The sequence below is a fragment of the Streptomyces rishiriensis genome (assembly GCF_030815485.1).
Classification (GTDB): Bacteria; Actinomycetota; Actinomycetes; order Streptomycetales; family Streptomycetaceae; genus Streptomyces; species Streptomyces rishiriensis_A.
The window spans coordinates 1,405,266-1,427,894 of sequence record NZ_JAUSWV010000002.1; the positions used below are offsets into that span (position 1 = coordinate 1,405,266).

The 22,629-nt window shown below is 72.3% G+C and carries 22 protein-coding genes and 1 pseudogene; 12 read left to right on the forward strand and 11 right to left on the reverse strand.

The genetic code is table 11. From position 1 onward, the window contains the following. Nucleotides 1–94 precede the first annotated feature (94 nt). Nucleotides 95–952, forward strand: a complete 858-nt coding sequence (locus QF030_RS08625) for a DMT family transporter (protein ID WP_307162069.1) — start codon at nucleotides 95–97, stop codon at nucleotides 950–952. A gap of 1 nt (nucleotide 953) precedes the next feature. Here QF030_RS08625 and QF030_RS08630 read toward each other — a convergent pair whose 3' ends face one another. Next, nucleotides 954–1,745: an acyltransferase gene (locus QF030_RS08630; protein ID WP_307162070.1), complete on the reverse strand. Its 792-nt coding sequence runs from the start codon at nucleotides 1,743–1,745 to the stop codon at nucleotides 954–956. A gap of 76 nt (nucleotides 1,746–1,821) precedes the next feature. Here QF030_RS08630 and QF030_RS08635 point away from each other — a divergent pair, with 76 nt between their 5' ends. Next, nucleotides 1,822–2,349, forward strand: coding sequence for a gamma carbonic anhydrase family protein (locus QF030_RS08635; RefSeq protein WP_307162071.1), 528 nt, complete (start codon nucleotides 1,822–1,824; stop codon nucleotides 2,347–2,349). 10 nt (nucleotides 2,350–2,359) lie between these two features. Here the strand turns inward: QF030_RS08635 and QF030_RS08640 are convergent, their stop codons facing one another. Both QF030_RS08640 and QF030_RS08645 read right to left on the reverse strand, forming a co-directional pair. Then, nucleotides 2,360–3,019: a DedA family protein gene (locus tag QF030_RS08640; protein WP_307162072.1), complete on the reverse strand. Its 660-nt coding sequence runs from the start codon at nucleotides 3,017–3,019 to the stop codon at nucleotides 2,360–2,362. 288 nt (nucleotides 3,020–3,307) lie between these two features. Further along, entirely contained in the window at nucleotides 3,308–5,215 is a 1,908-nt protein-coding gene (locus QF030_RS08645; protein ID WP_307162073.1) for an RICIN domain-containing protein, read from the reverse strand. A gap of 406 nt (nucleotides 5,216–5,621) precedes the next feature. Between QF030_RS08645 and galU the strand changes: the two genes are divergently transcribed. Then, nucleotides 5,622–6,551 carry a UTP--glucose-1-phosphate uridylyltransferase GalU gene (galU, locus tag QF030_RS08650; RefSeq protein WP_307162074.1) on the forward strand — a complete coding sequence of 310 codons (930 nt, stop codon included), beginning with the start codon at nucleotides 5,622–5,624 and terminating at the stop codon, nucleotides 6,549–6,551. 85 nt (nucleotides 6,552–6,636) lie between these two features. On the opposite strand, the gene QF030_RS08655 is transcribed toward galU, so the two are convergent. Then, complete coding sequence (locus tag QF030_RS08655) at nucleotides 6,637–7,074, reverse strand: DUF4442 domain-containing protein (protein ID WP_307167511.1); 438 nt, start codon at nucleotides 7,072–7,074, stop codon at nucleotides 6,637–6,639. A 248-nt stretch (nucleotides 7,075–7,322) separates the two neighbouring features. Between QF030_RS08655 and QF030_RS08660 the strand changes: the two genes are divergently transcribed. Continuing rightward, on the forward strand, nucleotides 7,323–8,363 hold the full coding sequence (locus tag QF030_RS08660; protein WP_307162075.1) for a hypothetical protein: 1,041 nt from the start codon (nucleotides 7,323–7,325) through the stop codon (nucleotides 8,361–8,363). A gap of 139 nt (nucleotides 8,364–8,502) precedes the next feature. Here QF030_RS08660 and QF030_RS08665 read toward each other — a convergent pair whose 3' ends face one another. From QF030_RS08665 to QF030_RS08675, 3 genes are all read right to left on the reverse strand, one after another. After that, entirely contained in the window at nucleotides 8,503–9,294 is a 792-nt protein-coding gene (locus QF030_RS08665; RefSeq protein WP_307167512.1) for a spermidine synthase, read from the reverse strand. Between the two features lie 140 nt (nucleotides 9,295–9,434). Further along, a complete protein-coding gene (tuf, locus tag QF030_RS08670; RefSeq protein WP_307162076.1) occupies nucleotides 9,435–10,613 on the reverse strand; it encodes an elongation factor Tu in 1,179 nt (392 codons plus the stop codon). Nucleotides 10,614–10,922: 309 nt separating this feature from the next. Further along, nucleotides 10,923–11,651, reverse strand: coding sequence for a DNA alkylation repair protein (locus QF030_RS08675; RefSeq protein WP_307162077.1), 729 nt, complete (start codon nucleotides 11,649–11,651; stop codon nucleotides 10,923–10,925). Between the two features lie 49 nt (nucleotides 11,652–11,700). Between QF030_RS08675 and QF030_RS08680 the strand changes: the two genes are divergently transcribed. Further along, nucleotides 11,701–12,510, forward strand: coding sequence for a TVP38/TMEM64 family protein (locus QF030_RS08680; RefSeq protein WP_307162079.1), 810 nt, complete (start codon nucleotides 11,701–11,703; stop codon nucleotides 12,508–12,510). A gap of 77 nt (nucleotides 12,511–12,587) precedes the next feature. Here the strand turns inward: QF030_RS08680 and QF030_RS08685 are convergent, their stop codons facing one another. Beyond that, nucleotides 12,588–13,757: a thiolase family protein gene (locus QF030_RS08685; RefSeq protein WP_307162080.1), complete on the reverse strand. Its 1,170-nt coding sequence runs from the start codon at nucleotides 13,755–13,757 to the stop codon at nucleotides 12,588–12,590. 136 nt (nucleotides 13,758–13,893) lie between these two features. On the opposite strand from QF030_RS08685, the gene QF030_RS08690 reads away from it, so the two are divergent. After that, the gene (locus QF030_RS08690; RefSeq protein ID WP_307162081.1) at nucleotides 13,894–14,364 is read left to right on the forward strand and encodes a winged helix-turn-helix transcriptional regulator; all 471 of its coding nucleotides are present in this window, start codon (nucleotides 13,894–13,896) and stop codon (nucleotides 14,362–14,364) included. A 268-nt stretch (nucleotides 14,365–14,632) separates the two neighbouring features. On the opposite strand, the gene QF030_RS08695 is transcribed toward QF030_RS08690, so the two are convergent. The 3 genes from QF030_RS08695 to QF030_RS08705 are packed head-to-tail and all read right to left on the reverse strand — an operon-like array spanning nucleotide 14,633 to nucleotide 17,525. Next, a complete protein-coding gene (locus QF030_RS08695) occupies nucleotides 14,633–15,349 on the reverse strand; it encodes a cupin domain-containing protein (protein ID WP_307162082.1) in 717 nt (238 codons plus the stop codon). Then, nucleotides 15,343–16,272, reverse strand: coding sequence for a DUF6807 domain-containing protein (locus QF030_RS08700; protein WP_307162083.1), 930 nt, complete (start codon nucleotides 16,270–16,272; stop codon nucleotides 15,343–15,345). Before QF030_RS08700 ends, QF030_RS08695 begins: the two co-directional genes overlap by 7 nt. Further along, nucleotides 16,269–17,525, reverse strand: a complete 1,257-nt coding sequence (locus tag QF030_RS08705; protein WP_307162084.1) for a Gfo/Idh/MocA family protein — start codon at nucleotides 17,523–17,525, stop codon at nucleotides 16,269–16,271. The genes QF030_RS08700 and QF030_RS08705 overlap by 4 nt, the downstream gene beginning before the upstream one ends. Before the next feature lie 917 nt (nucleotides 17,526–18,442). On the opposite strand from QF030_RS08705, the gene QF030_RS08710 reads away from it, so the two are divergent. From QF030_RS08710 to QF030_RS08735, 6 genes and pseudogenes are all read left to right on the forward strand, one after another. After that, the gene (locus tag QF030_RS08710; RefSeq protein ID WP_307162085.1) at nucleotides 18,443–19,318 is read left to right on the forward strand and encodes an undecaprenyl-diphosphate phosphatase; all 876 of its coding nucleotides are present in this window, start codon (nucleotides 18,443–18,445) and stop codon (nucleotides 19,316–19,318) included. Nucleotides 19,319–19,495: 177 nt separating this feature from the next. After that, a complete protein-coding gene (locus QF030_RS08715; protein WP_307162086.1) occupies nucleotides 19,496–19,675 on the forward strand; it encodes a hypothetical protein in 180 nt (59 codons plus the stop codon). 150 nt (nucleotides 19,676–19,825) lie between these two features. Next, the gene (locus QF030_RS08720; RefSeq protein WP_307162087.1) at nucleotides 19,826–20,776 is read left to right on the forward strand and encodes a YhjD/YihY/BrkB family envelope integrity protein; all 951 of its coding nucleotides are present in this window, start codon (nucleotides 19,826–19,828) and stop codon (nucleotides 20,774–20,776) included. Nucleotides 20,777–21,125: 349 nt separating this feature from the next. Then, on the forward strand, nucleotides 21,126–21,659 hold the full coding sequence (locus tag QF030_RS08725; protein ID WP_307162088.1) for a GNAT family N-acetyltransferase: 534 nt from the start codon (nucleotides 21,126–21,128) through the stop codon (nucleotides 21,657–21,659). Between the two features lie 38 nt (nucleotides 21,660–21,697). Then, nucleotides 21,698–21,820 (forward strand): annotated as a pseudogene (locus QF030_RS08730) (DUF1905 domain-containing protein); the annotation flags it as partial. 190 nt (nucleotides 21,821–22,010) lie between these two features. Then, nucleotides 22,011–22,478: a nuclear transport factor 2 family protein gene (locus tag QF030_RS08735; RefSeq protein WP_307162089.1), complete on the forward strand. Its 468-nt coding sequence runs from the start codon at nucleotides 22,011–22,013 to the stop codon at nucleotides 22,476–22,478. The last annotated feature ends 151 nt before the right edge of the window (nucleotides 22,479–22,629 follow it).

Genomic DNA, 22,629 nt, shown 5'->3' on the forward strand with positions numbered 1-22,629 from the left:
TCGGGAGTCCAATATTCTGGATGCCAGGATGCACTTCCCTGTACTACGGTGGGGTGTACCTGATCGTGCACCGAACTGTACTGCGAGGGACGCCGTGACAGCACTCTTCGCCCTGACCACCAGCCTCCTGTGGGGACTGGCCGACTTCGGCGGAGGCCTGCTGACGCGCCGCACGCCGGCGCTCACCGTGGTCGTGGTCTCGCAGTCGATCGCGGCCGCCGTCCTGGGGGCGGTCGTGGTCGCCACCGGAGGCTGGAGCGAGGCCGGTCCCCGCCTGTGGTGCGCGGTGGCCGCCGGGCTGGTGGGCCCGGTCGCCCTGTTCTCCTTCTACAAGGCGCTGGCGCTCGGCCCCATGGGAGTCGTCTCGCCCCTCGCCACCCTCAGCGTGGCCGTGCCGGTCTCCGTGGGGCTGATCCTCGGCGAGCGGCCCGGACTCCTCCAGGTGGTGGGTATCGCGGTCGCCGTGATCGGGGTCGTCCTGGCGGGCGGCCCGCAGCTGCGGGGCGCCCCGGTGCAGCGGCAGGCGGTCCTGCTCACACTGGTCGCGGCGCTCGGCTTCGGCACGGTGTTCGTCCTGATCACCGAGGCGTCCACGACCGTCACCGGCCTGTTCCTCGCCCTGTTCGTGCAGCGCGTGACCAGCGTGGCTGCCGGCGGCGCGGCGCTGTACCCGGCCGTCCGGCGCGGGGCGCCCGCGCTTCCCGAGGGCGGACTGGCGCGCGCCTGGCTGCCGGCGTACGGATTCGTCGGGCTTGCCGACGTCGCCGCGAACGGCACCTACGCCGTCGCCGCCCAGCACGGCCCGGTCACGGTGGCCGCCGTGCTCGCCTCGCTCTACCCCGTGGTGACCGCCCTCGCCGCGCGCGGCTTCCTGCGGGAGCGGCTGCGCGCGGTCCAGGCGGCGGGCGCGGGACTGGCCCTGGTGGGCACGCTGCTGCTGGCGACCGGGTGACCTACGGTTCCAGCCGGGCCAGGGCGGCCGCCGTCTCCTCGTCCAGTTCGGACAACGCGACGAGTTGGTCCGAGGTGACCCCGTCCGGGATCGGCACCGGCGCCGGGGTGCGCAGCGGCGGCTGCCAGCCCTCGGCGGGCGTCCAGCGCCGTACGACCCTGGCGGGCGCCCCCGCGACGACGGAGTGGTCGGGCACCGTGCCGCGCACCACCGCACCGGCCGCGACGACGACGTTCCGTCCGATCCGCGCACCCGGCAGGATCACCGCCCCCGTGCCGATCCAGCACCCCGGGCCGATCTCCACGGGCTCCATGCGGGGCCACTGTTTGCCGATGGGCTGGTGCGGATCGTCGTAGGAGTGGTTCGTGGACGTGACGTACACGTACGGACCGAAGTAGCAGTCGCTGCCGATGGTGACCGTGGTGTCGGCGATGACGTGGCTGCCCCGGCCGAGCACCACCCCGTCGCCGAGCCGCAGGATCGGGTCCGGGCCGAGGTCCAGGTCGGGCATCAGACCGGCGGTCAGGGTGACCTGCTCACCGACGATGCAGTGCGCGCCGAGGTGGATCCACGGTTCCCCGAAGACCGTGCCGAGCGGGAAGGCGAGCCGGGTCCCCCGGCCGATCGAGCCGAAGCGGAAACGTCCGGGGTGCTCGGCGGTGACGGAGCCCGTGCGCTGCACCCACGCCCAGCCCGCGTGGACGGCGCGCTGCACCAGTCGGCGCCGCCGTGATGAGAACGTGTTCCAGGGCTTCGGCACCCGCTCACCGTACTCAGCGCGCGCTGCGGTCATGCGCCCACGGCCCTGTGATCTTCGCCCCACCGGGTGGCGTACGGTACGAAAAGACGACCGACGCGAGGAGACGGTGATGACGCACAAGGCGCTGATCGTGGGCATCGGCGGCAGGGAACCGAAGATCGACGCCGAGGCCTTCGTGGCGCCGACGGCCTCGGTGATCGGGGACGTGACGCTGGAGGCAGGCGCGAGCGTCTGGTACGGAGCCGTCGTACGGGGCGACGTGGAGCGGATCACCGTCCGCGCGAGCGCCAACATCCAGGACAACGTGACGCTGCACGCCGACCCCGGCTTCCCGGTGACGATCGGCGAGCGGGTGTCCGTCGGCCACAACGCCGTGGTGCACGGGGCGACCGTCGGGGACGACTGCCTGATCGGGATGGGGGCCACCGTGCTCAACGGGGCCGTGATCGGGGCGGGTTCCCTGGTCGCCGCGCAGGCGCTCGTGCCCCAGGGGATGGAGGTCCCGCCGGGATCGCTGGTCGCGGGGGTACCGGCCAAGGTCAGGCGGGAGCTGAGCGAGGAGGAACGGCAGGGCGTGACCCTGAACGGCACGCTCTACGCGGACCTGGCCAAGGCCCACGGCAAGGTTCACGAGTAGGGCGGCACGCCTACTCGGCTGCGGCGGGCACGGCCTCCGCCTCGGCCTCGGCCTCGTGTGCAGCGCTCTGCATCTTCTTCGCCTTGCGCTTGATGATCAGCATCGACGTCAGGCCGATCAGCACCGCCAGCACCAGGCCCAGGTACGAGAACTTCTTCAGCCAGGACTCCGCCACGACACCCACGTAGTAGATGACCGCCGTCGTGCCGCCCGCCCAGGCGATGCCGCCGAGGACGTTGGCGATGAGGAACTTCCAGTACGGCATGTGCAGCACGCCCGCGAGCGGGCCGGCGAAGATACGCAGCAGGGCGACGAACCGGCCGAAGAAGACCGCCCACATGCCCCACTTCTCGAAGGACCGCTCGGCGGTGGCGATATGACCCTCGCCGAAGTGCCTGGGGAACTTCGCGCCGAGCCAGGCGAGCAGCGGACGGCCGCCCTTGCGGCCGATGGCGTAGCCGATGGAGTCGCCGATCACGGCGCCCGCGGTGGCGCACGCGCCGAGGACGACGGGGTTGATGTCACCGTGCTGGGAGGACAGCAGAGCGGCCGAGACCAGGACGATCTCACCGGGCAGCGGGATGCCGAGGCTCTCGAGTCCGATGACCAGACCGACCACGGCGTAGACGGCGGCCGCGGGCACCGTGTCGAGCCATTCCTGCACGTGCACCGCGGGTTCCTCCCGTTTGACGTCTCCGGGCAGCCTTGCCTTCCCCGGAAGCCTACCCGGTCGGCCGGACCCGCCCCGTGGCGTCGTGCAGCCCGCTGACCGAGGATCCGTGGGCGGGGCGCCTCATGACTACGGCGCCACGACGCGATCGCGGTGGCACAACACCACACCGTCCCCCCGTCATTCCCGAAGGGGCCCCGCCGCGGCCGTGAACCGCCGCTCCGGAAGAGAAGCAAGGGGAAGGAGGGGCCACCCCCCTCGGGCGGCCCCTCCTTCCGGTCTCCCGGCTCAGTGACCGAGGGAACCGGTCACGTCCGTGACGACGTTCCCCAGCGCGCCGGACACCTCGGCGGCCGCCGGCAACGCGTCGAGAAGCGTCGCGGGGACCGGGAGCCCGGCCGGGCCGGCCGGCGGATCGCAGCACTGCACCTGGGCGACCCTCGTCTCGAACTCCGGCGCGGCCGGAGCCGTCTCGGCGGGCGTCGGCGCGGCGTCCGGGGCGGGGAGCCGGTCACCGCGCGGCGCCGGTCGGTCCGGGGAGCCGGGGGTGCCCGAGGCGGGCGGCTCCGTCGTGGCCCGTAGCTCCGGACCGGGTGCCCCCGGCTGCGGCTCGGCCGTGTCGAACACCCACCGCTGTCCGCCGGAACCGTCCCGCTCGGCGACGACCACGGCCGCACCCGGCTTGCCCGCGGCGCGCGCGACGACCAGGCCGTCGTCCCGCCGCAGCAGGAGTTCCCCGCGGACGGTCAGGTCGAAGAACGTCTCGCCGGCGTGCACCAGACAGCTGACCAGGGCGGTCGTCCGGTGCCCGGGGTCCGCGGCCAGGCAGAGCGTCGGGTCGGCCGCGCTGCGCAGCAGCCCGTCGTCCTGGTACGACCACTGCTGGGACGCGGCCTGTGAGCACTGCGCGAGGAGGATCCCCGCAGCCGGCCGGGCCGGACCGCGCACGGCGTCGAGGCAGAGCCGCGTGTCCGGGCTGCGCAGCCTGCCGTGCGCGACCTCGGCGGACCGGGACGCGGAGGCGGTGGACGGGGAACCGGAGGGCGCGGGGTCGTCGCCGCCGGGCAGTTCCCGGGCGCCGGTGGCGGAGGTGCCGCTCCCGCCGGCGGGTGCGCCCCAGGTGGCCCCGGGCGCGGGGACACCGTTGTCATCGGTCCAGCCCCTGGCCACGAAGACGGTCGCGACCAGTGCGAGCGAGGTCAGACCCACGCCCACCAGCACGGCCTTGGGCCGTCTGCCCGGCAGGTCGAGCAGTCCCGCCGAGGTGGTGCGGTGCCGGCCGCCCGCGGCGGACGGGTGCCGGACGGCGGGCCCGACCGGCGCCGCGGGCCCGGCCTGCGCGTCGGCGGAGGCCGGGCGGCCGGGACGCGAGTCGAGGTAGCGGCGGGCGCCCCAGCCCAGCACCGTCTCGGCGAGCAGCACGTCGAGACCGTCGTCGAAATGGCTGAGCTGTTCGGCCGCGTGCCGGCAGAAGCGGCAGTGCGCGAGATGCTGCCGGACATCGGGCAGCAGGGTTCCGCCGCGGCGCAGCGGAATGTCGAGGAGGCGGTTGTAGAAGCGGCATTCGCTCGTCGGCGCGAGTTCCCGGTGGGCGCGAACGCAGCCGGCCCGGAATTGTTCCCGCGCCTGTTCCAGGGCCGCCGCCGCGGAGAGGGCGTCCACGCCCGACAGACCGGCCGGTACGGATATGGGTTCCGCCTCCACCTCCACGTGCCACAACAGGCATTGGGAGGCGGCGGGAAGCAACTGGAAAGAGCGCTCGGCGAGTTGCCGCCTTTCGGCGGTCACCGCCCGTGCGGCGCGCAGTCCGCGGCCGCCGACGGTTTTCCGCAGCTCCGGCAGAACGTCGGCCACCCCGTCGGCGCCGGCCCATTCCCGGACCGTCTCCCGTACGGCGACGAGGAGTCGGGGACGCAGGGCGCCGCCGGTGCGTCCGTCCGCGAGCCGGCCCAGCACGTCGTGGAACGCGGCGGCGGCCACCAGTCGCGCCGTGTCCTCGGTGCCGGCCAGGCAGACGGTCGCGTAGTCGTGGGCGGCCCGCCAGTGACGGGCGAACAGCAGGGCGACGGCCCGGGCACGTGCGTCGTCATGGGCGGGCCGGTCGGCCAGCCGGGCGGCGAGCTGGGGATCGGAATCCCCGGGGATCCATCCGGGTCGGGGCGGGTGGGGCGGGCGTGGGGGGTTCGGGGATTGCACGGAACCATTTCCTTCCAAGCCGGCGAACGGCACGGAAAAGCACGGTGTCGGAAAGCGGGTGCGTGATTGGTGCGTACCTTTGACCTGACCAGGCACGTTGGCCTGATCCGGCCCATCCGTAAGGGGAGGCTCACCTTCGCACACGTGCCTGACAGGAAACAAGGAGTTCGAGTGACGCAAGTTCAAAGCGCGGGAATTTCAGATAAGTTACCGGCGGTATCCGCACCCGTATTCGAAATCCAGCCGCACCATCCGACTCAACTCGTGGACGGGCAAAGCCGCATGACCCACCGAATCTCCCACTTCCGACGGCGTCGAGCCGGCCCCTCCGGCACAGGGACGGCCCACAGGAATCTCAGATGCGACTCCCGGGATACTCCCATCCGCGTGGGACACCCTGATCCGCATGAACGTCCCCCACTCCGCACCCCGTGTTCGCAAAGCGGTCGTCCCGGCCGCCGGTCTCGGCACCCGCTTCCTGCCCGCCACCAAGGCGACGCCGAAGGAGATGCTGCCGGTGGTCGACAAGCCGGCCATCCAGTACGTCGTCGAGGAGGCGGCCGCCGCCGGTCTCGACGACGTGCTGATGGTCACGGGCCGGCACAAGCGGGCCATCGAGGACCACTTCGACCACGCCTTCGAGCTGGAACAGGCGCTCGCCGCCAAGGGGGACACCGTCCGGCTGGACGCGGTACGGGACCCGGCCCTGCTCGCCGACATCCACCACATCCGGCAGGGAGACCCGCTGGGGCTCGGTCACGCGGTGCTCTGCGCCCGCAACCACGTCGGCGACCAGCCGTTCGCGGTGCTGCTCGGCGACGACCTCATCGACCCGCGGGAGACCCTGCTCAGCATGATGCTCGACGTCCGCGACCGGTACGCCGGCAGCGTGGTCGCGCTGATGGAGGTCCCGCCGGAGCAGGTGCACCTCTACGGCTGCGCGGCAGTGGAGCCGTCCGGCGAGGACGGGGTGGTACGCGTCACCGGACTGGTGGAGAAGCCCGCGCGCGAGGACGCGCCCAGCCGGTACGCGGTCATCGGACGGTACGTCCTCGACCCGGCCGTCTTCGACGTCCTGGAGCACACCGCACCCGGCCGGGGCGGTGAGATCCAGCTCACCGACGCCCTCCAGGAACTCGCCGCGGGCGGCACGGTGCACGGTGTGATCTTCTCGGGCCGACGCTACGACACGGGCGACAAGGCGGACTATCTGCGCACGGTCGTCCGCCTGGCCTGCGACCGGCCCGACCTGGGGCCGGAGTTCGTCGCCTGGCTGAAGGAGTTCGTGGCGGGTCTGGAGGAGGGCGGCACGGACCGGGAACGGCTGGCGGCCTGACCGCCGGGTGGCGCGTGCCGCAGCCCAGGGCCCCGGTGTCGCCGTGACCGGGGCCGTCGCCTTCGCGGGCTCGCCGGTCAGCCGGTCAGCTGTTGGGCCGCAGGGTCCAGGTCACCGTCATCTCACCGGTGACGGCCCCGTCGGCCCGGCGGATCTCGATCGAGACCGGGAACTCGGGCCGCTCCCCCGCGTCGAGCTGCGCGACGACCTCGGCGGCCGGACGGCCCAGCGTGGCGGTGGCGGTGACCGCGCCCATGGCCAGCTTGCGGTAGGCGATCTCGGCGCCCACGGCGAGCGGCACGGCGCGGGAGAGCTGGTCGCCGAACGCGGCGAGGACGATCGCACCGCTGGCGGACTCGCCGAGCGTGAACATCGCCCCGGCGTGCGGCCCGCCCACGTGGTTGTGGAACTCGCTCCGGTCGGGCAGGGCGACCACGGCCTTCTCCGGACCCGCCTCGAGGAATTCGAGGTTCAGGGTCCGGGCCATGGGCACCGTGGCGGCGAGCATCTCGCCGATGGACATCTGGTTCGTGCTCATGAACGAGATGTTACCTGCGAGTAGCTTCAGCTGGCCAGACCGGCGCCGTGATCGCCGCACGGCCTCACGGTCCCCCGGCATCGAGAAGGCTCGGCGACGACGTCACGGATGCCGCAATCCGGACGTTCAGGGGCACAGGTCTCCCGCCCCGGCCCTCCGGGTCCTGATTCGGTACGTCCCTGACAAGGGGCGGTGACCGAATCGTGTCCCGGACGGCACTAGGGTTTCTGGCCATGTGGCCAGGACAGCAGCCGCCCGGGGGAGAGCAGAACCCGCAGGCGCAGAACAATCCGTACCAGCAGCCGGGATACCAGCAGCCGAATCCGTATCAGCAGCCCGGCTACCAGCAACAGCCCGACCAGCAGCCCCATCCCTACGCGCAGCAACCGCAGTGGGGCGCCCCGGCGCCCGTGGGCGCGCCCACGCCTCCGCCCGGCGGAAGCGGCGGGGGCGGCGGCAACCGGACCAAGCTGGTCGCGATCGTCGCGGCCTCGGCCGTCGTCGTGGCCGCCGGTGTCACCGGGTTCCTGGTGCTGGGCGGCGACGACGACAAGGCCGACGTGAGCGGGAGCAGCACGAGCCCCACCGCGTCCGGTTCCGCCTCGGCTTCCGCCTCCTCCTCGGCCGGCACGAGCGACAACCCGCGCGGCAACGAGACCGCGAAGGCGACCGTCGCCGGCTGGAAGGTCGTGGTGAACCCCAAGTGGGGCATCGCCTTCGACGTGCCGGCCGACTGGGAGGTCCAGTCGCCGGGGCTCAGCCAGGGCTTCGAGTGGGAGGACAAGGAACAGCCCGACGGCTACGACCAGATCCTGCAGGGGGGCACGGCCGAGCTCAAGTCGAAGTGGTGCTCCACGGACTCCGACAAGGACGGCAAGACCGAGGACACCGCGCTGGCCGTGGTCGGCAGCAAGGGCGCCGAGGGCGCCAAGTCGACCGACGAGATCGCGATCAACACACCCGCCTGGTGGGTCTTCGGCGGCTACACCGAGCCGGACAAGAAGAGCCTGACCTTCGACAAGAAGGCCACCGCCTTCACGACCGCCTCCGGCATCGTGGGCAGTTACGCCTGGGCCCAGTCGACGAACACGCCCCAGAAGGGCAAGTGCGACAGCGACGGCAAGGCGATCACGTTCGGTTTCAAGAACTCCAACGGCGACTACGTGTCGTGGAACCTGTACGGGGCCAAGGGCGTGAAGGACGAACTCCCGAAGGCCACGATCATGCAGATCCTCAGCACCGTACGGCTGAACGGGACACCGACGCAGAACTAGCCGCGTCCGGAACACCGGCCGGGCCGCCGCTCACCGGCCCGCCGGTCACGCGCCGCGGCGCCCGCGTGCAAACGGCCGGCCGGCGACCGGTCGGGCGGTTGCCGGCGGGCGCTCGCGGCGCCGGGGCGGTACCCGACGCTCAGCCGATGCCGAACGCGCCCTCGGGCGGTTCCGGGGACGCTACGGCGTCCTCGTCCCGTACCGGGCGGGCGTCGCCGGTGAACCGGCGCAGAGCGGGGCCGTGCTCCACCCGGGCCGGGAACGCGTCGGAGGCGGTGCGGCGGGCCAGGGTGGTCACGTCGAGCGGGCGGTGCGCGGCGACGAGCACCGCGTTGCCGAACCGACGGCCGCGCAGCACGCCGGGTTCGGCGATGAGCGCCAGCTCCTCGAACACCGCGGCGAAGTTGGCGAGTTGGGACCTCAGGAAGCCGAACGGCGCCGCGTCGGCGAGGTTCGCCAGATACACGCCGTCGGCGCGCAGGACCCGGCCGGCCTGCTGCGCGTAGGTCAGGGAGGTCAGATGGGCGGGTACCCGCGAACCGCCGAAGACATCGGCGACCAGCGCGTCGGCGGAGCCGTCCGGGGCCGCTTCCAGCCAGTCCCGCGCGTCGGCGGCGTGCGGCGCGATGCCGGATCCGGCCGGCACCGGCAGGTGCTCGCCGATCAGCTCCAGCAGACCGCGGTCGAACTCGACGACGTCCTGCCGGGAACCCGGCCTGGTCGCGGCCAGGTACCGGGGCAGGGTGAGCGCACCCCCGCCGAGATGCAGGACGTCCAGGGGCCGCCCCGGCTCGGCGACGGTGTCCAGGACGTGTCCGAGGCGCCGGGCGTACTCGAACTCCAGATGCGTCGGCTCGTCCAGGTCGACGTACGACTGCGGCGCCCCGTCGACGGTCAGCAGCCAGGCCCGCTCGCGGTCGACGTCGGGCATCAGCTTGGCGACGCCGTGGTCGACGGCTCGGGAGACGGGTATGGGCTCGTCGTTCACCGTCCCATTGTGTCAGCGGGCCGCGCCCCCGAAGGGGCACGGCCCGCAGACACCGCGCAGGTCCGCCACGGACCCGGCCGCCCTCAGAGCACGGCTGTCACGGTGCCAGCCGCCACGGTCCGCCCACCCTCGCGGACGGCGAAGCCCAGACCCGGCTCGAGCGGAACCTCACGTCCCAGCTCGACGGTCACGGCGACCGTGTCCCCGGGTCGCGCGAGCGCGATCCCGCCCAGGTCCACATCTCCGACGACGTCCGCCGTACGGATGTAGAACTGCGGCCGGTAGCCGGTCGAGACGGGCGTGGTGCGGCCGCCCTCCCGCCCGGACAGGACGTACACCCGCGCCGTGAACCGCCGGCTGGGCGCCACGCTCCCCGGCGCCACCACCACATGGCCCCGCCGGACGGCGTCCCGGGGGACCCCGCGCAGCAGCAGCGCCACGTTGTCCCCGGCCTGCGCCTCCTCCATCGGCTTGCCGAAGGTCTCGATGCCCGTCACCACGGTCTCGGCGCCGGCGCCGAGCACCTCCACCCGGTCCCCCAGGCGGAGCGTCCCGCGCTCCACGGCGCCGGTGACGACCGTCCCCCGGCCCGTGATGGTCAGCACGTTCTCCACGGGCAGCAGGAACGGCGCGTCCAGATACCGCTCGGGCATCGGCACGTAGGTGTCCACCGCGTCGAGCAGCGCGTCGATCGACGCCGTCCACCGCGGGTCGCCCGCCAGGGCCCGCAGCCCCGACACCCTGACGACGGGCGCGGAGTCGCCGCCGTAGCCGTGCTCGGTGAGCAGGTCGCGGACCTCCAGCTCGACGAGATCGATGAGCTCGCTGTCCTCGCCGTCGACGGCGTCGGCCTTGTTGAGCGCGACCACGATGTGGTCGACGCCCACCTGGCGGGCGAGCAGCACGTGTTCGGCCGTCTGCGGCATGATCCCGTCGAGCGCGGAGACGACGAGGATCGCCCCGTCGAGCTGTGCGGCGCCGGTGACCATGTTCTTGACGTAGTCGGCGTGGCCCGGCATGTCGACGTGCGCGTAGTGCCGGGTGTCGGTCTCGTACTCGACGTGCGCGATGTTGATGGTGATCCCGCGCGCGGCCTCCTCCGGAGCCCGGTCGATGCGGTCGAACGGCACGAACGTGCCGGTGCCGCGGCCCGCGAGGACCTTGGTGATGGCGGCGGTCAGGGTGGTCTTGCCGTGGTCCACGTGGCCCATGGTGCCGATGTTGAGGTGTGGTTTGGTCCGCACGTAAGCGGTCTTGGGCATGGCTGTACCTCGAAGCGTGTCCGTAGGAAGCGGGGACCCCGGGGAACTGGCCGACCCTCCCCCTGCGGGGTCCGCCGGACGATCCGGAGAGGGTCAGCTTCGGGCGCCGTCGGCAGCGGCCACGAGGAGTGGGACGGCAGCCTTCGGCGTATCCGCGACGGCGGATGCTGCGAGGAGGAAGGCGTACCGGAACATGGCGCCGATCATTGCCCACCGTTCGCTCGGCGTCGAATGGTTTTCGCCGGATGGGAACCGGTACGGCCCCGATGACCGACATCGGCACGACGCGGTCACGGGCTTGCCGAACCGCTAGGCCGCGTCCCCGATGTTCTTCAGTGCCTCACGTACGGTCAGCGGCGCGAACCGTCCCCGCTCGCGGGCGACGAAGGCACGGACGGCCGCCGGGTCGGTTCTGGCGTACTCGCGCAGCGCCCAGCCGATCGCCTTGCGCACGAAGAAGTCCGGGTGGCCGGACTGCCGCAGGCAGTAGGCGAAGAGGCGGTCGGCGTCGGTGCGTTCCTTGCGGCGGAGCTGGTGGAGCAGGGCGGTGCGGGCGACCCACAGGTCCTCGTCGACGATCCAGACGTCCATGTCGGCGCGGAGCCGGGGGTCGGCCGCGACGAGGGCGCCGACCACGTGCGCGGCGAGCAGGTCGACCGTGTCCCACCAGGACGTCGTGGTCACCAGCCGGCGTGCCACGGGCAGGAACGCCGACGACAGCCGTGGCGCGTACCGGCGCAGGTAGTCGACGGCGAAGTAGTGGTACTCGCGCTCCGCCAGCGCCCAGCAGCGCAGCGCGATCGCCGTGCAGTCGGTCTCGTCGGGGCGCGGTGTGCCCGCCAGGACGGTGCGGGACAGGGTCCGGCGGGCCGGGGTGGGCAGGCCGAGGAAGGGGGCCACGTCCTTCATGTACGCGCTCATGGCCGCCGCACGGCCCGGATCGGCCGCGGCTCCGTACGCGGTCGTCAGCCGCTCCAGCACAAGGTCGGCGAGAGCGCTGTCCGGCACGCCGATCGCGTCCGCACCTGTGACCGTCATGAGACGCACCATACGGCGATCACACATGCCCGTCGGTTAGTGTCGCGGAATGCTCGATGCCACCACCCGCTCTGGGGGCACCGCCACGGCCTCTCCCCGGGCCACCGCCACGGAGCTCGTCGTCCCCGGGCTCGCTCCCCTGCCCGTCGTCACGCCCGTCGCCGCGACGGTCGACGCACCCGGCGGCCTCGCCGCGCGCTGCGCGAGAGTGCTGCGCTCGCCCTGGTCCCGCTTCGCGCTGCTGGTCACGCTGCTCGCGGCGGCCGCGTCGAGCGTGCTGCTCTTCGAGCCGCAGAAGCTCCTCGCGGACGGCTGGCCACCCCAGTGGGGCGGTGTGGCGGCGGCCGCGGTCTTCGCGGTGGCGTACGGGGTGTGCACCGTGGCGTTCGTGCCCCGACCGCTGCTGAACCTGGCCGCGGGCGCGCTGTTCGGCTCGATGTGGGGCGTCGCGGCGGCGCTGGCGGGCACGGTGCTGGGGGCCGGGATCGCCTTCGGGCTCGGTCGGATCCTCGGGCAGGACGCGCTCCGACCGCTGCTGCGGGGTCGGCTGCTCAAGGCGGCGGACGGTCAGCTGAGCCGGCACGGCATGCGCTCGATGCTGGCGGCCCGGCTGTTCCCGGGGGTGCCGTTCTGGGCCGCGAACTACTGTGCCGCCGTCTCCCGCATGGGCTGGCTGCCGTTCCTGGCGGCGACCGCGCTGGGCTCGATCCCGAACACCGCCGCCTACGTCGTCGCCGGGGCCCGTGCCTCTTCCCCGACCTCGCCGGCCTTCCTGATCGCCATGGCCTGCATCACCCTGCCGGCGCTGGTCGGCGCGGTGGTGGCCTGGCGCAAGCGCCATCACCTGCGCCGTCCGTGAGCGCCACCACCCGCGCCGTCCGTAGCCGCCGGTGGCCGGCCGCCGCCACCGGCTCCGGACCCGGTCGCCCGGTCGGTTCACACGGCTTCCAGAACCATCGCGTTGGCGAGCCCGCCCGCCTCACACATCGTCTGAAGGGCGTAGCGGGCGCCGCGTTGGCGCATCGCGTGGACGAGGGTCGTCGTCAGCCGGGTGCCGCTCGCGCCGAGCGGGTGTCCGAGCGCGATCGCGCCGCCGCGCACGTTGACCTTGCCGAGGTCGGCGCCGGTCTCCTGCCGCCAGGCCAGGACCACGCTGGAGAACGCCTCGTTGACCTCGAAGAGGTCGATGTCGTCGAGCCGAAGCCCGGCCCTGCGCAGCACCTTCTCGGTCGCCGGGATCACGCCGGTCAGCATCAGCAGCGGATCCGAGCCGGTGACGGCGAAGCTGTGCAGTCGGGCGAGCGGGCGCAGGCCGAGGCGGGCGGCGGTCTCGCCGGAAGTGATCAACACGGCCGACGCGCCGTCGTTGACCGGGCTCGCGTTGCCCGCGGTGACGTTCCACTCGATCTGCGGGAAGCGTTCGGCGAAGGCCGGATCGTAGTAGGCGGGTTTGAGGCCGGCGAGGATTTCGGGGGTGCTCCCGGGCCGTACGCACTCGTCGCGCGAAACGCCGTCCAGGGGCGCCACCTCGGCGTCGAAGAGCCCCTGCGACCAGGCCTCGGCGGCCTTGCGGTGCGAGGAGACGGCGAACGCGTCCATCTGCTCCCGCGTGATCGACCACTTGGCGGCGATGAGCTCGGAGCTGATGCCCTGCGGGACGAGTCCCTCCGGGTAGCGCGCGGCGACGCCGGGGCCGAAGGGGTCCTTGCCGGGCGGCACGTTGGACCACATCGGGACCCGGCTCATCGACTCGACCCCGCAGGCGACGACGAGGTCGTACGCGCCGGACATGACGCCCTGGGCCGCGAAGTGCACGGCCTGCTGGGAGGAGCCGCACTGCCGGTCGACGGTGGTCGCGGGGACCGTCTCCGGGAAGCCCGCCGAGAGAAGCGCGTACCGGGTGGTGTTCATGGCCTGCTCGCCGACCTGGTCGACGGTGCCGCCGATCACGTCGTCGATCAGCGCGGGATCGACGCCGGAGCGCTCGACGAGGGTGCGCAGGGTGTGGGCGAGGAGTTCGACGGGGTGGACGTGCGCGAGGGAGCCGTTCGGCTTGCCCTTGCCGATCGGGGTGCGTACGGCTTCGACGATGACTGCGTCACGCATGTGCGGTGCCTCCATGACGAGCACGAGCAGGGGAAACTACTGGTGAGTAGGAAATCCGAACTCACCATAACCCCGAGGGTTGGAAAATCCAACCTCCCAGGATTCGCTTTTCCAACCCTCCCCTAGACTGGCCGTCATGGCCGCCTCCAAAGACCCGCGCCCGTGCTCGATCGCCGACACCCTCGCCCTCGTCGGCGAGAAGTACTCCCTGCTCGTCCTGCGGGAGGTCTGTCTCGGCAACGCCCGCTTCGACCAGCTGGTGCGCAACATCGGCGCCCCGCGCGACATCCTGGCCACCCGGCTGCGCCGCCTCGTCGACGCCGGGATCCTCACCAAACGCGTCTACAGCGAACGTCCGCAGCGCTTCGAGTACCGGCCCACGCAGGCGGGGCTCGAACTGGAGCCGGTCCTGATGACACTCATGGCGTGGGGCGACCGCCATCTGCGCGGGGACGACGACCGCCCCATGGTGCTCGAGCACGTCTGCGGCAACGAGCTGGTCCCCGTGGTCACCTGCGCGGGCTGCGGCGACCAGGTCCGCCACGAGGACGTGAGCGCGCACCCCCGGGCGCCCGGCTGGACGGTGGCGGGCCCGTCGGCCGCCTGAGGCCGCGGGCGTCCTCGACGGCCTCCGCGCCGCCCGGCCTCCGCATCGCGATCGCCGCTGCCGCCGCCCCGCATCCGCATCCGCATCCGCATCCGGCCACCGGAACCGCCGTGACGATCGGCCGCGGCCGTCGGCCTGATCCCCGTCGGCTGACTCCGCGCGCTCGACATCGGCCCTTCGGGTCGGCCCGGCGGGAAAGCCGCAGGCGTACGACGGAGATCACGTCGGCCGGCGCACCGTGCGGTGACGACCCGCGACGACCCGGCCTTCAGGGCAGCGGGTACACGTCCAACCACCCGCACATCCCGAACCTCCCGTGCACCGAAGGCTGTTCGGACCGCACGGCGGCCTCGGCGAGATAGGACACATCGCCGCCCGAGAGCCGGTCCAGCTGCTCCTCCGTGGCCTGCGCGGCCGCCCGCGCCCCTCGGAGCCAGCGCTCGCGCCACTCGGCGAGCCGGGGCTCCACCAGCGCCGCGGCGGCCCGGTGGAAGGCGGCCAGGGCGGCCGGACCGTCGGCCGCCCCGCGCAGCGCCCGGTAGCCCTCCATCGCGAGGTCGCGCCGGGCACGGGCGATCCGGGCCTGCTCCTCGCGCGGGACGTCGGCCGGGATAACGGTCGCGGCGGCGTACGTCCCGGGGTCGCCGAGGTACTCCGCCGGCAGGGTGAGCACCGCGTCACCGGCCTCCGGCAGCCCGCCGTTCTGCATCAGGACGGTGATGCGCAGGTCGTTGTCGTTGACCAGCCGGTGGACGGTGCCCGGCGTGAACCAGGCGACCGTGCCGGGCGCGAGGGGCGTGACCTCGTACCCGGACGCCGTCAGCGTCTGCACCGCGCCGTGCCCGGCCGTGACGACGTACCCCTCGGAACAGGTCAGGTGCACATGGGGAGTTCCGCCGTGCAGACCGTCGGCGGCGGGCCAGTCGTACACACGCAGCCGCGAGACGGCGACCCCGCCGGGCAGCCCGTCGAACCCGCTCACCACGGGTGTGCCTCCAGGTACTTGGCGATCTCCTCCCGTTCCCAGGCGCCGTCGGCCACGACCACGCGGTAACGGCGGGTGAGCGTGTCGCCGGGGGCGAGTTCGAGCTCGTCGAAGAAGGACCAGGAAGGCGCGATGCCCGCGAAGGGCTCGTTGCGGACGAACCAGTGGGCGGGATGCGCCCCTCGGGCACCGGAGTGGTCGTTCTCGGGGGCGTGCGCGAAGACGACGGTGGCGTGCCCGTCGGCGCCGTCGTGCTCGCCGGAAAGAGCGAGCCAGGGGCTCTGCGACGCCATCAGCCCCGGGCCCTCGCCGTCCGGGCCGATGATCCGGCCGCCCCGGAAGGCGCGCGGGCCCCGCCAGAACAGACCCGTGTAACCCGCCAGTTCCCGCCCGGCGGTGGTCGGGCTGCCGAAGCGCAGCGGCTCGTCGCGGCGGTTGGTGACGGCGCTGGTCCAGGTCAGCGCATAGGAGCCGGCCTGCGGGTCGACGTCGTGCACCTCGATCCGGCGCGCCTCCTGCGCCCACAGCTCACCGCCGTACGGATGCCAGGTGAGCCGCTCGGCGATGACGACCCGGCCGCCGTCCGCCGACACCTCGTCGAAGCCGACGTGCGCCATCGAACCGACCCGCTCGGGGAGTTCGAGATACCCCTCGCCGTGCACGTACGAGTTGCCGCCCCACAGATTGGCGCCCGAGAGGTGCGAGGCGGTCAGCGACAGCCCCTTGTGCCAGCGGTGGTCGTTGGGTCGGTAGTCGGTGACGACGTCACCGGCGAGGGTCCGCAGCGGGTGGATGTACGGCCTCGGCGCCTCCCACGCCGCCTCGGGCCGGTAGACGTAGGCGAGCAGTTCGACGCCGGTGGCCTGGTCGGTCACCGTGACGCGGTCGCCGTGCGCGTGGACGAGCCGCAGACCGCCGCTCACGCGGGCACCTCCGCGTTCGTGGCCGCCGCCGTGCCCGTCGTGGCGCTCGTCCCCGTCTCCGCGCTCGGCCCGGTCGTCGGTTCCGGCCCCGTCTTCGACTCAGCCTCCATCGCGACCGTGGCGGGTGCCCAGCCGGGGGCGCCACCGTGCAGGGCCGTGTAGTACGGGTCACCCGGCCCGATCTCGCCCCGCCGCACCGTCGTGTCGGTGAACGCCGACTTGTACAGCGCGCTGATCAGCTCCAGGCTGGTGCGCCCGTCCGCGCCGCTGCTGCGCGGCCGACGGCCCGCGCGCATGCTCGCGACCAGTTCGCGAAGCTGCGCCAGATGTGAGCTCGGGACGTCGGCGCCGAAGTCCTGCCAGGCCGCCGCGAGATCGCCGGGCACGTCCGGGGCGGGCGTGATCTGCCAGTTGGCGTTGGAGTGGCCATAGAGGTGGGTGAGTTCGACGGTGGCGCGTTCGCAGTCGATACGGATGCGGCTGACCTCGTCGGGGCTCAGGACGCTGTTGACGACCGTCGCCATGGCCCCGCTCTCGAAACGGACCAGGGCGGTGGACACGTCCTCCGTCTCCACGTCGTGCACGAGCCGTCCGGCCATCGCGCGCACCTCGCTCCAGGGGCCGAGGAGGTCGAGCAGCAAATCCATCTGGTGGATGCCGTGGCCCATCGCCGGTCCGCCGCCCTCTGTCTGCCAGCGCCCGCGCCAGGGCACGGCGTAGTAGGCGGTGTCGCGGTACCAGGTGGTCTGGCAGTGCGCGACCAGCGGCCGCCCGAGAGCCTGCTCGGCGAGCAGCCGCCGCACGTGCCGGGCCCCGGATCCGAAACGGTGCTGGAAGACGATCGAGGAGTACGGCCCCGCCGCGGCGCCCTCCTCGGCCTCCACCGCGTCGTAGTCGGCGAGGGTCGGCACCGGCGGCTTCTCGCACCACACCCAGGCGCCGGCCCGCAGCGCCGCCACACTCTGCTCGCGGTGCAGGGTCGGCGGGGTGCAGATGGTCACCAGGTCGGGGCGCTGCTCCGCCAGCATCCGCGCCAGGTCGGTGTACGCGTGCGGGACCCCGCTGTCCGCGCAGAAGGCCTGGACGGCGCCGGCATCGATGTCAACGGCGGCCACGACCTCGGCCTCGCCCTCGGCGGCGAGCTGCTGGAGGGCGGGCAGATGGGAGCCGCGCCCGATCGCGCCGATGCCGACGATGGCGGCCCGGACACGGCGGCCGCCGAGCGCGGCAGGCAGCGGAGTGGATGGGGGCATGGGCGTGATCAGCACTCCTCCGACATACGGCCGAACGACCGGGCGGGCCAGCAACCGAAGGGAAGCGTGCAGTACCTGCACACAGCAAGCGCTTTCCCAACGGCAGCAACGTATGCGGCGGCCGGGCGACCGGTCAACCATCGGGACACCTGTCCGGCGTACCGATCCCGCACGTGAGGCGCGCGTGGCGGGCGCGAGGGTCGCGGCGCGGCGCGGCTGAGGCGGGCGAGGACAGCAGGCACGCCGCGGGCACGACAGGGGCTGCGGGCACGCCGTCCGGCGCGACAGGGGCGCGGGCGCCCGCGACGAGGACGGCAGGACGCCGTCGGGCACGGCAGTCGCTGCACAGGCCGTCGGGCACGGCCGAGACGGCGGGCGCCCGCGACCGGCGAGGACGGCAGGTCGCCCCGTCCGGGACCGGCAGGGACGGGAGGGAAGGGAGGGAGGGAAGGGAGGGACCGGGACGGGAGGGACGGCAGTCGGGCCGCTGCCCGTGAAGCAAGGCGAGGCACGAGCCCGGAGGCGAGGCACGAGCCCGGAGGCGAGGCACGAGCCCGGAGGCGAGGCACGAGCCCGGAGGCGACGCACGAGCCCGGAGGCGACGCACGAGCCCGGAGGCGACGCACGAGCCCGGAGGCGACGCACGAGCCCGGAGGCGAGGCACGAGCCCGGAGGCGAGGCACGAGCCCGCCGCCGGCGGGGTGCGTGACCGTCGTGTGAGGGGATTCGTCGCTCATGCGGAGGGGCGGTGGTCGGCGGTACGGAGCTCGCGTGGTGCCTGCGAAACCCCTGTGCCGGGCCTGTCATCGGGGAACGCTAGGCTTCCCCCGGCACACACCTGATCACCTGATCATCGCGCGCGACGGGCCGACCGTCGCCGTCGCCCTCTCCGATCGGCACTTGGACTCCGTAACCTCATGTCTTGGTTTGAATCCCTCATCCTCGGACTCGTCCAGGGGCTGACCGAGTTCCTCCCCGTCTCCTCCAGCGCGCATCTGCGGCTGACCGCGGCGTTCTCCGGCTGGGAGGACCCCGGCGCCGCCTTCACGGCGATCACCCAGATCGGCACGGAAGCCGCGGTGCTGATCTACTTCCGCAAGGACATCGGCCGGATCATCTCGGCATGGAGCCGATCGCTGTTCGACAAGACGCTGCGCAAGGACCACGACGCCCAGATGGGCTGGCTGGTGATCGTCGGCTCGATTCCGATCGGGCTGCTGGGCGTGACGCTCAAGGACCAGATCGAGGGCCCGTTCCGCGATCTGCGGATCACGGCCACGATGCTCGTCGTCGTCGGCATCGTGATCGGCGTCGCCGACCGGCTGGCGGCCCGCGACGAGACGGGCGGGAAGCACCGCGCGCCCAAGCAGCGCAAGACCCTGGAGAACCTCGGCGTCAAGGACGGCCTGATCTTCGGCCTGTGCCAGGCCTGCGCTCTCATCCCCGGCGTCTCGCGTTCCGGCGCCACCATCAGCGGCGGCCTGTTCATGGGTTACAAGCGCGAGGCCGCGGCCCGCTACTCCTTCCTGCTCGCCATCCCGGCCGTACTGGCCTCCGGTGTCTTCGAGTTGAAGGACGCGGTGGAGGGCGGCCATGTGGCGTGGGGACCGACGATGTTCGCGACGGTGATCGCGTTCGTGACCGGGTACGCGGTCATCGCCTGGTTCATGAAGTTCATCAGCACCAAGTCCTTCATGCCGTTCGTCTACTACCGCGTCGTACTGGGCATCCTGATCATCGCCCTGGTCGCGACGGGTGCGCTGAGCCCGCACGCGGCGGAGTCGGCGGGCTGACCGCTCCCTGTCCGCTCCGGTGACTCCGCGGGGCTGCGCAGCACCGCACGAATCGACTTCCTCTTGCGAACCCGCTGGAGAATCACCGGAGTTGATCGATCAGCCGTGACCAAGCCCATATCCGCGCGCGTAGCCGTCCGGTAGCGCAGTGTCAGTGCTTGCGCCTAGGCTTGGCCCATGTCCCCCAACCCTGTGCCCTCTGGTTCCGTGCGGTCCGCTGCCGAGTTAAATGAGCGGATCCGGGCCCTTTGGCTGCGTGCGGGCGGTTCACTCTCCGCCCAGGAGCGAGCGGAGTACGAGTTGCTGGTCGTGGAGTGGGCCATCGCGATCCGCGGCGAGGTCGTCACCGCGGCCTGATCCTGAGCTCAGGCCTCGGCCCGGTGCCTACCCCTCCCCTCCCCTCTGCTCTCCCCCCTCGCCCCTCCTTCGCCCCACGGCCCCGTGTCGTCCCGTGTCCGGTCCGCGACCGTCCGTTACGCTCGCGTCGCCACACAGGACACGATCTTCATGGAGGGCAGGACGGCGAGGATCAGGCGTGAGCGCCTCGCCAGAACGCTGACGTTCTGGCTGCGACCCGCCTTCGCGCTGCGCGTCATCAACCGGTTCCAGAGGATCGTGGGCTTCGACCGGTCGATGGCCCTGGCGTCCAGCGCGTTGACCGCGCTGGTGCCGCTCTCCATCCTCATCGGCGCCGTCGTGAGCAGCTTCGCGCACTACGACGCGGCGGAGCAGATCATCAGGCGCTATCACCTCACCGGTGCGGGCGCCACGGCTGTCAGCTCCCTCTTCTCCCCCGCCGAGGGCAGCAGTGCGAGCGTGGGCGCCTTCGGAGCCGTGTTCCTGACGATCTCGACCCTCAGTTTCGCCCGGGCCGCGCAGCGGCTGGTCGAACAGACCTGGGATCTCAGCCCGCTCAGCGTGCGCAACACCCGTAACGGCCTGTGGTGGATCCTCGGCCTGGGCGGCTACGCACTGTGCACCGCTTCGCTCACCGCGCTGCTCGGCGAAGGCGAGCTGGGGCTGGTCGCCTCGGCGTGCGAGGTTCCCCTGACCGCCGCGTTCCTCATCTGGAGCGGACGGCTCCTGTCCGCGAAGCGGATCGACTGGCGGGACCTCGTCCCCTTCGGCGTCACGGCAGCCGTTCTGACGGCGGCCTATTCGGTGGGCGCGGCCGTCTACCTGCCGCGTCTGTTCAACACCTACGCCGCACGCTACGGCGTGGTGGGCGCGGTGTTCGCGATGATCTCCGCGCTCTTCGCCGCCATGCTGGTCATGGTCGGATCGTCGGCGCTGGGGCGCGAGGTACGAGACGAACTCGACCAGATCCGTCAGGGCCACCGCCCTTCCGACCACGAGGTTCGCCTGCAGTGGGACACCTTGGTTGAGCAGACCCGGTCGCACTGGCGCACGGCGCGGGGCCAGATGTCCCGTCATCAGACCAAGGACTCCGACCACTGAAGCGTGCCTGACAACGACCTGGACGCGACCTGGACGGCCCGGACGCGGACCGGACGACAGCGGGACGACGCCCGCACGCGGACCGGACGAGAGCGGGACGATGCCCGCACGCGGACCAGACGAGAGCGGGACGACGCCCGCACGAGAGCCGGTCGACGCCCTCACGCGGACCGGACGACAGCGAGTCGACGCCCGGACGAAGACCGGACGAGAGCGAGTCGACGCCCGGACGAAGACCGGCCGAGGCGCACGGGGACCGTCCGTCCCGGCTCCGAACGGGCTGCCGCCGTCGCACGCCGTCCGGGCCCCGATTACCGGTGAAGCTCCCGCCTTGGGCAGGATGGTCACCATGACCGAGATCCGCACCCCCCGCCTCCTCCTCCGCCGATGGCACGACGACGACCTCGTGCCCATGGCCGACATCAACGCGGATCCGCACGTCATGCGCTGGGTCGACGACGGCTCGGTTCTCGATCTGGAGCAGACGGCGGAGGCGATCGAGCAGTGGGAGGAGGAGTGGGACGAGGAGGGCTTCGGGCTCTTCGCCGTGGAGCTCCTCGCCTCGGGCGAACTGGCCGGCTTCACGGGCCTGTCCATGCCCGGGTTCCTGCCGGAGGTACTGCCCGACGTGGCGATCAGCTGGCGGCTCGGATCCCAGTTCTGGGGCCAGGGGTACGCGTCCGAAGCCGCCCACGCGACGCTGGAGTTCGCGCTTCAGGATCGTGGCCTCGACCGCGTCATCAGCATCATCCGGATCGGTGACGAGGCCTCCGAGAACATCAGCCGCAAGCTCGGCATGGCGCCGGAGCGCGAAACGGTGCACCCGGTCCACGGTCACTCGCTGCACGTGCACGCCATCGACCTCACCGAGTTCCACGGGTGACCGGGCGGGCCGGCTGAGCGAGGAAGGGGACCGGCCTGATGGAGTTCGTCCTTTCCGGCCGAGTGATCGAATGGCGCGGACCGGCCCCGTACTACTTCGTTCCCCTGCCGGACGAGGAGTCCGCCGACGCCCGGATTTCGGCCGCAAGTGCTGGGTCCGGAGTGGCTCGACGAACAGTCGCTCCGGGTCCTCGGTCCTGGGAGCCCGACCGGATGCCCCCTCAGAAGGACCCTGAAGGGGCATCCGCCCCGACCCGAAGGTGACCGGTCCCGCCTTCACGCCTCCACCGATCAGCGGACCGTTTTCCGCAAAGACCTTGGCTGAGCAGCCCCCGTGCCCAACACTCGGGCCATGACGCAGCGTGTGGAACTCGCCGCCGTGATGGACCGGTTGGCCGTCGACGGGTTGGTCACCGACTACGCGGTGGCAGTCGACGACGGTGACTGGACGGCGTACCGGCAACTGTTCACATCGGACGGGCGGGCGGACTACCGCTCGGCCGGCGGTATCGAGGGGGACGCCGGGAACGTCTCCTCATGGCTCGCGGAGAACCTGCGGGTGTTCGCGATGCGGCAGCATCTCATCGTCAACCGCCAGGTGCGCTTCGGGATCCTGGAGCAGGACACGGGCGACACGGCCCGGGTCCAGGCCGACTACGTCAACCCGATGAGGCTGGCCGCCGGCCACGACGACTCGGCGGCCGGCCCGCCGGACTTCGTCTGCGGCGGCAGGTACTCCTTCGGTCTGCTGCGGACGGACGACGGATGGCGGGTGCGTGAGGTCGTCGTCCGGGAGAAGTGGCGACGCCTGCCCGCCTGAGCCGGCAGCAGACGGCAGACGGCAGACGGCAGACGGCAGACGGCAGACGGCAGACGGCAGTAAGTACAAAACGGACGGCATGGACGTATGGCGGAAACACGGGCAGAAACACAGTCAGAAGCCGGAGGGTCAGGGGCGGTGGAGCCGATAT